The organism is Hydrogenimonas thermophila (assembly GCF_900115615.1).
In the GTDB taxonomy this organism is placed as follows: Bacteria; Campylobacterota; Campylobacteria; order Campylobacterales; family Hydrogenimonadaceae; genus Hydrogenimonas; species Hydrogenimonas thermophila.
In genome coordinates, this window is record NZ_FOXB01000050.1 from 1 (window position 1) to 13,507 (window position 13,507).

At 32.8% G+C, this 13,507-nt stretch carries 13 protein-coding genes; 8 read left to right on the top strand and 5 right to left on the bottom strand.

The genetic code is table 11. The features are described 5' to 3' along the window. From BM227_RS11235 to BM227_RS11255, 5 genes are all read right to left on the bottom strand, one after another. On the bottom strand, positions 1–359 hold a 359-nt coding region (locus tag BM227_RS11235; protein WP_143089742.1), incomplete at its 3' end, for a hypothetical protein. Between the two features lie 248 nt (positions 360–607). After that, positions 608–3,706, bottom strand: a complete 3,099-nt coding sequence (locus tag BM227_RS11240) for an efflux RND transporter permease subunit (RefSeq protein WP_092913951.1) — start codon at positions 3,704–3,706, stop codon at positions 608–610. A 9-nt stretch (positions 3,707–3,715) separates the two neighbouring features. Beyond that, on the bottom strand, positions 3,716–4,708 hold the full coding sequence (locus BM227_RS11245; RefSeq protein ID WP_092913953.1) for an efflux RND transporter periplasmic adaptor subunit: 993 nt from the start codon (positions 4,706–4,708) through the stop codon (positions 3,716–3,718). Next, entirely contained in the window at positions 4,705–5,907 is a 1,203-nt protein-coding gene (locus BM227_RS11250; protein WP_092913955.1) for a TolC family protein, read from the bottom strand. Before BM227_RS11250 ends, BM227_RS11245 begins: the two co-directional genes overlap by 4 nt. A 7-nt stretch (positions 5,908–5,914) precedes the next feature. Beyond that, entirely contained in the window at positions 5,915–6,232 is a 318-nt protein-coding gene (locus tag BM227_RS11255; RefSeq protein ID WP_245757062.1) for a FixH family protein, read from the bottom strand. A gap of 198 nt (positions 6,233–6,430) precedes the next feature. Between BM227_RS11255 and BM227_RS11260 the strand changes: the two genes are divergently transcribed. The 8 genes from BM227_RS11260 (at position 6,431) to BM227_RS11295 (ending at position 13,167) form a co-directional block, all read left to right on the top strand. Next, positions 6,431–7,087 (top strand): response regulator transcription factor, encoded by a 657-nt coding sequence (locus BM227_RS11260; protein WP_092913957.1) that lies wholly within the window; start codon positions 6,431–6,433, stop codon positions 7,085–7,087. Then, positions 7,068–8,228 carry a sensor histidine kinase gene (locus BM227_RS11265; RefSeq protein WP_092913959.1) on the top strand — a complete coding sequence of 387 codons (1,161 nt, stop codon included), beginning with the start codon at positions 7,068–7,070 and terminating at the stop codon, positions 8,226–8,228. The genes BM227_RS11260 and BM227_RS11265 overlap by 20 nt, the downstream gene beginning before the upstream one ends. A gap of 139 nt (positions 8,229–8,367) precedes the next feature. After that, a complete protein-coding gene (locus tag BM227_RS11270) occupies positions 8,368–9,591 on the top strand; it encodes a nitrous oxide reductase accessory protein NosL (RefSeq protein WP_092913961.1) in 1,224 nt (407 codons plus the stop codon). Next, positions 9,584–9,904: a hypothetical protein gene (locus tag BM227_RS11275; RefSeq protein ID WP_092913963.1), complete on the top strand. Its 321-nt coding sequence runs from the start codon at positions 9,584–9,586 to the stop codon at positions 9,902–9,904. The genes BM227_RS11270 and BM227_RS11275 overlap by 8 nt, the downstream gene beginning before the upstream one ends. Continuing rightward, a complete protein-coding gene (locus tag BM227_RS11280; RefSeq protein ID WP_092913965.1) occupies positions 9,901–11,070 on the top strand; it encodes an ABC transporter permease in 1,170 nt (389 codons plus the stop codon). The genes BM227_RS11275 and BM227_RS11280 overlap by 4 nt, the downstream gene beginning before the upstream one ends. Next, on the top strand, positions 11,067–11,735 hold the full coding sequence (locus BM227_RS11285; protein ID WP_092913966.1) for an ABC transporter ATP-binding protein: 669 nt from the start codon (positions 11,067–11,069) through the stop codon (positions 11,733–11,735). The genes BM227_RS11280 and BM227_RS11285 overlap by 4 nt, the downstream gene beginning before the upstream one ends. After that, a complete protein-coding gene (locus tag BM227_RS11290; RefSeq protein ID WP_092913968.1) occupies positions 11,732–12,697 on the top strand; it encodes a hypothetical protein in 966 nt (321 codons plus the stop codon). The genes BM227_RS11285 and BM227_RS11290 overlap by 4 nt, the downstream gene beginning before the upstream one ends. Next, positions 12,694–13,167, top strand: a complete 474-nt coding sequence (locus BM227_RS11295) for a hypothetical protein (protein ID WP_092913970.1) — start codon at positions 12,694–12,696, stop codon at positions 13,165–13,167. Before BM227_RS11290 ends, BM227_RS11295 begins: the two co-directional genes overlap by 4 nt. Positions 13,168–13,507: the final 340 nt, after the last annotated feature.

The following is a 13,507-nucleotide window of genomic DNA, read 5'->3' on the forward strand; positions in this document are numbered from 1 at the left end:
TTTGAATTTTCATTTAAGTATTTAGCTGTTTTTTGTATGGAGTTATCTTTTTCATAATTTCTTATATCTTCTATCCAAAACTTCTTTATTTTTGTATTTTTTTCAAATTTAAAAGCTGTAACAGTAACTGCTTTTTCTACAATTTTCCTATTATTAAAAGCATCAATTGCATGAAATGCTGCATAGTTGATTTTACCAAATACCTCTTGTATTGATTTATTAACATCGCAACTATATTCTGGGTGTATGCTAAAGAGTAAAAAATCTATGTTTTCAAAATCTTTTTTTAAACTTTCTTTTAACTCTTTTAATGACAAGTATAGAGATGAATTTGAACTTGAATAGACTTTTGTATGCAATATTTAGCCTTCTCTATATATATTATCCCAAATTCTATCCCCTATAAAGTTAAAAAAATATTAAAATTAATAAAAAAATGATTTTACTTTGTTATGGCAAGTTGGATTTTATAAGGTATATGATTTCACTACAATTTTTCTTATTTTAAATACATTTTTATAATGTTGTATTTTAGTATTTAGATAAATATGTATTTCAATCTGATGAATAGATTGAAATACACAGAAGGTTTAATCAAGTGATAATATTATATTTTTGATTGTTGATAGATGTCATATAAAACAGGAATAATAAGTAAACTAAGAATCGCAGAAGTTACAATTCCTCCAATCATTGGAGCGGCGATTCTTTGCATAACTTCACTACCTACGCCATGACTGTACATAATTGGTAGCAAGCCTGCCAATATTGCAAAGAGAGTCATTAGTTTTGGGCGTACTCTCTGTACAGCACCTTCAAAGATTGCCATTTTAAGTAGCTCTTTATTTAGCATTCCATAACGCTCTTTTGTCTCTTTAACACTATCTTGCAGATAGACAATCATTACAATGGCTGTTTCAGCTGCAATTCCAAGCAGTGCTAAAAAACCGACTATTACAGCAACACTCATATTGAAATTCAGCCAGTCAATATAGACTAATCCGCCTAGAAGTGCAAAAGGAAGGGTAAAAAAGACAATTAGTGTCGGTACAAACTTTTTAAGTGCAAAGTAGATTAGTATCAATATTACCAGCATAACTGTTGGAGTTATCCATACAATCTTTTGCATTGCACTCTCTAAAAACTCTGATTGTCCTGCCCACTCTATATAGTAACCAGCCGGTAATTCTAAATCTTTCAATACCTTTTTTGCTTTTTCTTTGTATTCAGCAGAGGTTATACTACTACGTGGGGTAATATATATAAAAGTAACTGGTTTGCCCATTTCTGTTTTGATTACAGAACTGCTCTCTTTGTAGTGGACATCTGCCAGTGTAGAGAGCGGCACAAATCCAAGTTTTGTTTTTACCTGAATATTGCGTATAGCTTCAATAGTGCTACGATCCTCTTCTTCAAAGCGTACGGCAACAGGATAGCGTTCTAAGCCTTTGAACATTGTAGTTACAGGCATGCCGCCAATACCTGATGAAGTAAGCAAAAGGATCTCATCTTTTGTAATACCATATCGTGCAAGGGCTGTTTCATTGATTTCAATATCGATGTAGTAGCCTGCATCTGATTGATCCGCAAAAACAGACATTGTCTCATCTAAGTTTCTTAATTTTTCCTCAATACGAGATCCAATGGTTTGCAATGTTGTTAAATCATCACCATAGAGTTTAATGCCAAGAGGGGTACGAATACCACTTAATAGCATATCTATGCGTCCTCTTATTGGGTATGTCCAGGAGTTGACTAAACCTGGTATTTGCAAGGCATCTTCAAGCTCTTGTTGAAGTTTTTCATATGTCATACCTTTGCGCCACTCACTTTGTGGTTTAAAGGTGATGATGGTTTCTAACATTCCCAATGGTGCAGGGTCGGTTGCTGTATCGGCACGTCCACCTTTGCCAAAAACTGTCTCTACTTCAGGAAAGCTTTTAATTATTTTATCTGTCTTTTGGGTCAATGCTTTGCTAAGGTCAACACTTATGCCATAAGGGGTAACCGGCATATACATTAGTGTTTGTTCATTGAGCATTGGCATAAATTCCCATTTTAGCTTTTCATAAAGAGGCACCATCCATACAAGTAGTGCAATAGCACCTGCTATTACTAGATATTTGAGTTTGAGTGCTATAGTAAGCAGTGGATGATAGAGCCATATAAAAAAGCGTACAAGTGGATTTTTATTTTCACTTGGAATGTGACCATGTAAAAACCAAACCATTAAAACAGGTACAAGTGTGATGGCTAGTATTGCACCTGCAGTCATTGCAAATGTTTTGGTAAAGGCTAGTGGAGTAAAGAGCAATCCTTCCTGACCTGAAAGTGCAAAAATAGGCAAAAATGAGACTACTACAAGCACTAAAGCAAAAAAGATAGGACGACCAACTTTTTTACAAGCTTCTATGATGACCGTAACTCTCTCCTCATTGGTAATTGAGCCTTTTTTTTCAACGATTTTATGGAGCTCTTTATGGGCATTTTCAATCATTACAATAGAAGCATCAACCATTGCACCAATAGCAATGGCAATACCACCAAGGCTCATAATGTTACTGCCAATACCAAACATTTTCATTAGTAAAAAGGTCATACCAATTGTCAGTGGTAAGATGATAAGAACAATTAGTGAACTGCGCAAATGCATCAAAAAGAGTGCAATTACTATTACTACAATAATACTCTCTTCTAAAAGTGTTTTTTTGAGCGTATCTACTGCCTTTTCAATTAGTCCACTGCGATCATAGGTTTCAATGATCTCAACACCTTCAACCTTAATTTCATTTAACCTCTTTTTAACATCTTGGATGACGCGGTAAGCATCTTCACCGTAGCGAATCATTACAATGCCACCGACCACTTCACCCTCTCCGTTAAGATCGGCAATACCACGACGTGGTGCTGGTACTACTTCTACTCTTGCAATATCTCCAATGGTTACAGGTACTCCATTACGCGTTATGACATTAAGATTACGAATATCATCAAGATTTTTAAGATAGCCACTAGCCTGAACCATCCACTCATAACCATTTTGTATAACGATGCGCCCGCCTGTATCATTGTTATTGGCTTTTAGGGTACGTACAATGTCGTTTATAGAGAGGTTATAACGTACTAAAGCATCATTGCTTACAGTTACTTGCCACGTTGGTACAAAACCACCAATACTGGCAACATCACTTACACCATCAACACCCATAAGGGCATATTTAAATGTATAGTCTTGCAGGGTACGCAGTTCGGCTAAATTTTTGGTTTTAGAGACTAGTGCATACTCATAGACCCAACCAACACCAGATGCATCAGGTCCAAGTGATACTTCTACACCTGATGGCAATGTGCTTTGAATTGCCGCTAACTGTTCAAGAACACGGCTTCTCCCCCAGTAGAGATCGGTACCATCTTTAAATATGATGTAAATAAGCGCATTTTCATAGGTTGAAAAACCGCGTACCGTTTCTATGTTGGCGATGCTAAGAAACTTTGTAATTAATGGATATGTAGCTTGATCTTCAATTATATTTGGACTTTGACCACGCCACTTTACTTGTACGATCACTTGTGGTGGTGAGAGGTCGGGCAGGGCATCAAGTGGTGTATTTTGCACAGCCCAGATTGATCCAATGACAATAAAAAGCGTAGCCATTAAAACAAGAAAACGGTTTTTAATGCTGAAATCAATAATTTTTTCAATCATTTGTACAACCTAAAACAGACCATTAATTTGTGCATCACTATCAATTAAAAATAGGACATTATTAACAACTTCATCGCCTTCTTTCAGCCCTGAAATAATCGCATAGCGTTTATTGTCAATAGGTTTAATGACAACATCTATAGGCTCATACTCCCCTTCAAATTCACCAGCTTTAAAGACATACCAGCGGTTCATCTTACGTATTACAGCAGTTCTTGGCAGAGTGAGCATAGTTTTAGGTTCACTTTTAGCATATAGAGTGGCAAACATACCGGGAAATAGCTTTTTATCTATATTTTTTACATTTAAACGAAGTGTTGCAAGAGCATTTTTAGGATCTATTGTGGGGTATAGAAACGGATGATTTGCTTCAAAAATTCCACTTACTGCTTTGGTTGTAAAATAAAATCTTCTAGCTCTCAAAATAAGTGGAATATCAGGCTCGCTAATTTTGGCTTCAATCCATAGATTTTCTAAATTTACAATTTGAAATATAGGTGATTTCGCATTGAATGAGCTACCTTCTACTACCTCTTTTTTAAATATATAACCACTTTTAGGAGCAAAAATTGTAGTATATGGATCAATTTTTCTATTTTTAGCATATTGGTTAATCTCATTATCGCTTATTCCAAGTAGTTGCAGTTTACGCTTAGCACTTTCAACCATTCCTCGATCGTTATGTTTTTTTGAAAATTCAAGAGCGTTAATGTACTCCTCTTTGGCTTTAAATATTTCTGGTGAGTAAACCTTTGCCAAAGGCTCACCTTTTTTGACATAACTGTATGTTCTATTTATATATAGCTTTACGATATATCCACTAAATCTTGGAACAATATTAACAATATTTTTTTCATCTGCTTTTAATAAACCATAAAACTTTTTTTTAAAACCTGTTGTCTCTTTTTTTACTTTTACTGTTTGAATATTAAACAACTGTTCTACACTTGGAGGCTCTGCCAAAAGTAGCAAAGGAAATAAAATTATCCATAATTTTTTCATTTTAACTCTCCTAAAAGGGCATCTATTTTTGCTTTTGTTTTATGAAAGTTGGCTCTTGCAGATATTACTTGGGCTTCTAACGTCAGTTTTTGTTCAATAAGATCCATAAATTTGTAAAGGTCTCCTCCTGCTGCTATGTCAGCTCGTATCAGATCAAACATATGCTCAATTAGTGGAAGGCTGTCATCCTTTACTATATGTAAAACTTCCAACTCTTTTTGTGCAATAGCATATAACTTTTCTAAATTTGCCTCTAAACTATGTTTTGTATCTGTTACCATAAACTCTTTAGATAGTAGTTTTGCACGCTGTTCTTCAACTTTGCTTTTTTCAGTACCGTAAATTGGCAAAGTAAAACTTAAACCTACAGAGACAAAATCTTCAAACTCTTGACGGTGGTTGTAGCCTATACGAAGAGTTGGATCACTTATTCTGTTTAGCTGTGATAGTTCAAGTCTATTTTTTTCAATTTCACTATTAGCTTGTTTAACTTTTAAAATTGGAGTCTCTTTTAGCTCTTTTTTCAATATAGTTAATGGCAAAAGAGTCTCTTTTGGTAGCTCTATTTTTATGTTTTGAATATTTTGAAAACTCAGGTAGCTAAGAAGGGCAACTATCTCTTCTCTTTTTGCTTTAAGATTACTCAAATCTGTTTTTAGTCGCGACCTAACAAGCTCTGCTGACATAATTCCCATATGGAAGTTTTCTGATCTGCTTGACGCGGTATAGCCTTGAAAAATTTTAATATTTTGTTCTGTTATCTCTATATTTCTTTGAGTTAATTTGATTAACTCTTCAATTTCCCAGAGTTGGTAAGCAGTTATTTTTATTTTAGATACAAGCTCAGCCTTTGCCTCTTTAAGTGTCATTAATAGAAGCTTTTTTTTAGCCTTTTCTATCTTTACTTTTGCATCAATTTTACCAAACCAAGGGATTTTTTGAGATAGAGTAATTGCTTGTGTCTGCATTGGCTCAAGTGATCTGTCTGTTATGTCATCAAGGCGAATGTCATTTACTGATATGCTTATGATTGGGTTATCAAAGTTTTTTGAGTAAGAAAGTGCATAATCTGCAGCGGCTATCCTAGCTTTGATAGTCTCAAGGCTAGGATGTTTTGCAAGAGCCACTTCAATTAGTTTGTTTAGCTCTGTTGCTTGTAAATTTAAGATACATATAAAAATTAATAGCCAGTATCTCATAATAATCCTATAGATTTATTGAGCTTTTTAGTCTATACTTTTTGCCCTCTTTGGTTGTTATAAATATATGTACTTGCCATGTCCCTCCCATTGATGCGTTGAAGGCTGCTTCATAAACACCGTTTCCTAGAGGTTTTGCTACTGTTTTGTACTCCATATATGGCATACCAGGCATTGCCGGCATAAAGAATTTAACTGCAACATTTGCATCTTTAATAGGAGTTGATCTTTTAAAAAGATGAAGTTCAAGCTTATTCATCCCTGTAGTTAACGGCTTGTCCGATACCATTTCAACTTTAATTGCGGTATTTGACCATCTTTTCAAAAGCGGCAGCTTGAAGTGATGTAAATGCAAGCATAACAGTTGTCAAAAGTGTTAAAAGTCTCATATTTGCTCCTTTTAGTCATAGAGTGTTTTGGTACGAGATTATAAAACTGCATTGTGTAAAAAGTGTGCAAACTCTTTATGATACAATCTTGAATAAATTGACACTAGCTGAGGATTTAATGAGAGGAATGAGCTATGGATATATTATTGCTTGAAGATGACACAATGTTAGCAGAACTTATTAAAGAGCATCTGGAAGAGCAGGGGAATGCTGTAGACCATTTTATAGATGGAGAAGAAGCAGAAGATGCCATTTTAAGTAAGAAGTATGATCTTTTACTTTTAGATGTAAATGTTCCTAGTATCAATGGATTTGAACTGCTTAAGTCAATGCGTGAACGAAAAGATATGACACCGGCTATAATGATAACCTCAAGAAATAGTAGTATAGATGTAAAAGAGGGTTTTGAGTATGGGTGTGATGACTATATTAAGAAACCATTTGAGTTTGAGGAGTTGGATGCACGCATAGAGCATATTGTACGAATGTTTAGAATAGGAGAAAATGAAGTAATAAAAATCAGTGATAATATACTCTTTTATCCTGCTCTTCATAAATTAGAGGTTTTATCTGAACCTATTGCTTTAACTCCTAAAGCATCAGAAATTCTTCATTATCTTTATAAGAATAGAGATCGAATTGTTTCACGCGAAGAGTTGACTCAGAATTTATGGGTATATGATGAGATACCCACAGATGCTACTATTAGAAGTTATATAAAGACATTGCGTAAATATATCTCAAATATCATAACTGAAAGAGGGGTAGGGTATGGGTTTAAGTCCATCTGAAAAGAGTTCACTCTTTCGGTTTATGGCAATTTATTTGGGAACAGGTTTTATTGTAGTTGTAGCATTTTCAACTCTTTTTTATAGAATAGAATCTGAATCGATTAAAGATAATAGTTTTGCAAAAATACGTATGTTTGCTATGAATATATCGGCATCTGCAATTGATGCACAGATGCATGGTGCTAAATTTGAAATACCAAAAAGAAAAGATTATGAGTATCTTTTACTTAAACAAAATGGAGAGGTAGTCGGCGGCAATATTAGTGACAATGTAGATATAAGTAAAGATGAATATGTAAAAAATGGTTGTGCTTATTATATAGACAGAAGTGTACGTGGGCATTTGGGAATTGACTATATTGTAGTTCGTGATTGTACCCTTCAACAAAAAATTGTACAGAGTGGAAAAAATGTAGCTATTATTGCTGTAATTGCATATGGGTTTTTAATACTTGTTGGTTGGTATCTAGGACGACTTTTCCTTAAGCCTATGCGTGAAAAGATTGATTTAATGGATAGATTCATAAAAGATAGCACGCATGAGCTTAATACCCCGGTAACAACAATGTTGCTTGCACTGCATAAGATAGATAAGAAAGGTTGTAAGCCTGTCTATTTAAGATCATTGCAAATGAGTGTTCGTCTTATTGGAAGGATTTATGAAGATTTGAGTTTTTTAATGCTTAAATCACAAGTAAGAGACAATACTCAAATTAAATCTGTTGATCTGTCTAAAAAGATAAAAGAGAGTATAGATTTTTTTTCTATTTTGTCAGAAAATAAAAAGTTAGAGATTATTTACAATTTAGAGACTTGTATAATTCAGGCTGATCCTCACCATATTGAACTTTTAATCAAAAATATTATTGATAATGCTATAAAATATACAAATCCAGGAGGAAAAATAGAGATATCTCTTAAAAATTGTGAATTGAAAGTTTCTGATACAGGTATTGGTATATCAGAAGAGAAGCTTTCTGTGATTTTTAATAGATTTCATAGAGAAAACAGTGTGTCAGGTGGTTTTGGAATTGGTCTTGATATTGTAAAAACTATTTGCCAAATTTATGGATTTACTGTTAATGTAGAGTCAAATCTTGGAAAAGGGAGTAGTTTTATAGTAAAGTTTGCCAATTTCTAATCAAAGAAGTTGAAGTTTTAGCCAATAAAAGCTATAGTAATGTCTATAAAATTATTGAAAGTAAGGATCTGTTTTTAGAATAGTTCAGAAATATTAAATATTGAACTACGAACTTTAAAATAAATGTGGGAGAGTAGGAATGAGAAAGATTGTTGTTTCGCTGGTATTGCTTTTAAGTTTATCTTTTACTTTACAAGCGGCTAATTTTAGTAAAGTTGCAGAGGGAACTCCTCACTTGATTCAAGAGGGTTCTCAAAAAATGTGGTGTCCTGTTTGTGGAATGAATTTGAAAATGTTTTACAAAACATCTCATGCTGTCGTTTTAAAAGATGGTAAGAAGAAACAGTACTGCTCTATTCGATGTCTTGTTGCTGACTGGCCAATAATCAAAGATAAAATTAAAGAGATTTTAGTTGTTGATGCAAAAACTGGTGAACTGATTAATGCCAAGAGTGCTTACTATGTTGTAGGTTCCAAAGTTAAAGGAACTATGAGTATGGTAAGTAAAATTGCTTTTGCTAAAGAGAAAGATGCAAAAGCTTTTCAACAAAAGTTTGGTGGAAAGATATCTGATTTTAATAGAGTATTTAAAATAGCTAGTGAGTCATTAAATAAAGACTCTATGATGGTAGCTAAAAAGAAACAGATGAAAATGTACCCTATGGGTAAAAAGATTTATACAAAAATGTGTAAACCTATAGATGTTAAAGGATTTTCTCATATTAATGAGCTTAAAGCAGCTATTAGAGCTGAAAAACTTTGTAAGCCAATGAAAGAGAAACAGTTACAAGCTGTAGCACTATACCTTTGGAATGTGAAGAGAGTTAATACTAAAAGAGGTTGCAACTGTGGAATGATGAGACAAAACAGCAGTTGTAATTGTAATATGAATAAAATGAATATGAAAGGTTGTAGATCTTCAGCTAATATGGGACAAGTAGCATCAAAAATGGGTTTAACTAAAACAGACAAATGTCCTGTTTGTGGAATGTTTGTCTATAAATATCCTAAATGGGCTGCATTTATATATTATGAACAAGATGGAAAATCTAAATATTTGGCATTTGATGGCGTTAAAGATATGATGAAATTCTATTTTGAACCAGTAAAATGGGGAAAATATGAGAATATTAAAAATAGTATAAAAAAGATTTTAGTTAGAGATTATTATACATTAAAACCTGTTTTGGCAGAGTCTGCTTGGTATGTTGTTGGAAGTAATGTTTTTGGACCTATGGGGAATGAGTTAATTCCTTTTAAAACAGAGGAAGCAGCTAAAAACTTTATGGCAGATCATAAAGGAAAGAAAATTCTTCGTTTTAATGATATAACAAAAGAGATAGTTTATAAGTTGGATGAATAATTATATTATAAAATTTTACATATTTACTTTTTTTCTCCTTTTTGTCTTTTTTGGAGAGTTGATCTATTTTAGCTCTTCAAAAAGTATGACTTATAAAGAGTTAGAAATCAAAAATAGATTTGTTCATCAAGTAGGGCTTCCCGATTTAAGTTTGGCTACTGAAGCACGCTTTATACGTTTTAGATCATTGACTGATATTTACTCACCATTTAATGAAGGACCTGAAATTTTAGATTACTTTCCTGCTTCATTTACTTACTACCCTGCTTTAAAAGGTAAAAATAGTATTCCATCCAAGGTTATTATTAAATGAAACACTTTTTAGCTTTTGCTTTAAGCTCATTAACAAGGCGAAGCAGCAAAAATATATTTATTTTTATTATATTTACATTTTTAATATTTATTCTATCTTCCGTATTTATGATTACCAACGCTCTTAAAACTGAAATGTTTGCTACATTAAAATCTCTACCAGATATTACTGTTCAGCGTATTGTTGCTGGAAGACAAACAATGATAGATGTTAATAGGTGTGAGGAGATTAGTAAGCTGTTTGGTGTAAGTGATGTTAACCCAAGAGTTTGGGGGTACTACTATTTACCAACTTTGGGAGTGAATTTCAGTATTGTAGGAGTTGAAAGTTTTTCTAAACAGTATAATAAAGAGTTAGACGATATTGTTGATAAATTTTCTGACAAGCTTGTCGGTGGAGACAATATGATTGTAGGAGTTGGTGTTTTAAAAGAGCTTAAAAAGATCTTCTTTAATGACTACTTCTATTTTGTCAAGCCTGACGGATCACTTAAAAAAGTAAAGATTGCAGGAGTTTTTAAACCTTCAACATCATTGGAAAGTAATGATATTATTATAATGGATAGTGAATTAGTACGTGAAATATTTGAAATGGATGAGACAAAAGCTACAGATATTGTTGTTAATGTAGCAAATCACGATGAAGTACCTACAATTGCTAAAAAAATAAGAGAGATTTACCCAGATAGTCGTGTTATAACCAAAGATGATTTGAAGACTAGTTATACAAACGTTTTTAACTATAAAAGTGGCTTATTTTTAGCTCTTTTTATAGTCTCAATATTTACTTTTTTCATTATTATCTATGATAAAGCAAGCGGATTAAGCAGTGAAGAGAGACGTGAGATAGGGATTCTTAAAGCTATTGGATGGAAGATAGATGATATACTCAAAGTAAAACTTCTTGAATCTGTGATTATCTCAGGTTTAGCATATCTTCTAGCTGTAACTTTAGCTGTTGGATATGTTTTTGGTCTACAATCTCCAGTGTTACGAGAGCTTTTTATGGGGTACTCTGTATTAAAACCACCATTTGATTTGCCATTTGTCATAGATGGAGGAGTATTGGCACTAATATTCTTCACAACAATTCCAATTTATACTGCTGCTACCATTATTCCTGCTTGGAGAGCTGCTACTCTGGATGCTGATGAGGCTATTAGATGATTGAAGTAAAAAATGTAACAAAAGTTTTCAATCAAGGCCTTCCTAATGAGATGACTGCACTAAGTGGAGTCTCATTTATGGTAAATAGAGGTGAGTTGATAATTTTAAAAGGTCCAAGTGGAAGTGGAAAGAGTACACTTCTTTCAATTATTGCAGCACTACAAAAACCTACTTTTGGAGAGGTTATAGTTTTAAAAAATAGAGTATCTAAGCTTCCTGATGATTTTGCTTCACTCTTTCGTCGTGAAAATATAGGTTTTATTTTTCAAAAGTTCAATCTCATACCAACTCTTTCTGTATATGAAAATATAATTACACCTTTAATTCCTGAAGGGTTAAGTGATAAAGAGCTTGAATCAAAGGCAAACAGGGTAATGGAAGAGTTTTCTATAAGCCATAAAAAGGATGAATTGGTTAAAAATCTTTCAGGCGGTGAACAGCAAAGAACTGCAATTGCCAGAGCACTTGTAAATGATCCTGATATTATTTTAGCTGATGAACCGACAGCAAATCTAGATGAGAAGTTATCTATTCAATTTTTAGAGTATCTTAAAAAGATGAAGAAAAAGGGTAAAACTATTATAATAGCAACACACGATCCCATTTTTTTCAATCTTCCAATTACAGATAAAGAGATCACTATTCACAATGGAAAAGTAGTGTGAACCTATTAAGCCCAGATGTTATAGCTATATTAATACTCGATACTATATTTTTTATTTTTGCTAGTTTAGCTTTTATTATATCCATACAGATTGTAAGAAAATGGGAAATAGAGGCAACAACACAGTTGCAGTATATTTTAGAAAAACGAGCTTATCTGGTTGCTACAATAATAAAGTATATTTTTTACTTTAAATTGCCTCTATTTCTCTATTTTATTTATACATTAGATATGTTGTCAAATATACTACCTGGTGCTATGTGTGCAGCTGGAGTTACAAATGCCACTATTTATGGTATGCCACTATTTATGGTCAAAATATTTGATCTATATCTTTTTGGTTTTTGGCTTGTAGTAAATTACATTGATATGAAAAAGCCTGATTATCCATTTACTAAACTAAAATTTCTTTTTTTTATTTTAATTTTTCCTATATTAGCAATCGAAACTGTATTAGAAATTCTTCATGTGGGCGGCATTAACCCTCAAGTCATTGTAAGTTGCTGTGGTACACTCTTTTCTGCTGCAAAAAGTTCATCAGTTTCTATTTTTATTAATTTGCCAAATTATTTGATTCTATCTATATTTTATGCCAATTTTCTTTTAATATTTTTATCTTACCTATATAAAAAAGCCTTTTTGACAGCACTATTCAATGCAATTTTTATTCCTGTAGCTATTGTCTCTTTAATTGTCTTTTTTTCCACTTATATTTATGAAATGCCTCATCATCACTGTCCATTTTGCTTGCTTCAGAGTGACTACAACTATATAGGATATTTTTTATATATTACACTTTTTGGAGGTACTTTTTTTGGAATATCAGCATATATTTCAGAAAAACTTTCTTACAAGACAAGCAAAAAATGGATAAAAATCTCTATGATTTTAGATACTTTATATGTAATTTTAGTATCATACTTTCCTGTAAGTTTTTATTTTAAAAATGGGGTCTGGTTATGAGATGGATAGTTGTGTTTTTATTATCGCTTATTTTAACTGGATGTAGTGATAAAAGCGGTAATAGTCCTATAAAAAGTGAAGGTGGTAAACCTGTTACTTTTGAGATTGGTAAAGTTTTCTGTCCACAGTGTCATATGGATCTAAAATCATTAAAAGACAGTGTTGAGTTAATAGAAGGTAAAGATGTAACATTATTTGATGATATAGGTTGCACGGTACTTTGGATGAAGAAGAAGGGAATAGATCCAAACAGTGTAAAGATTTGGGTATTTAGCAGAGATACCAAACATTGGATTGATGCAAAAAAGGCTTTTTACTCTTTGACAGATGCCACACCTATGGGGTATGGATTTGGAGCTTACGAAAATGGAAAAAAGGGTATGATAAGCTTTGATGAGATGCGTATGAATATGTTAAGAGGCTTAACATTAAAAGATCCCAGAATTAGAAAAAAATTACTTGGATATTAAAGCCGTTTTATAAGAAACAACTTAAACGGCTGAAATTTTAAAAAAAAACATACCTTTTTGTTTCATTTTTAAAACACTTCAAAACTGCGAAGTGTTTTGATGATGAAACATAAGTTTCATCAATAACACTAACAAGGTATCGGCTTGTAGTTTAATAGAGCCGATATAGTTTGATTTTTGTTGTTGTGTTAGCTCTTTAACAATTCATTGTCAATGGCACAAATACAATCAAGAGGAAGTGCTATCTATTTTGTTGGTTGTGCAACAAATACTCTCTTAGGATCATAAGGTGTATTATGCACATAGATTGCATAGATAATCTGCAATAGTTTTCTTGCCG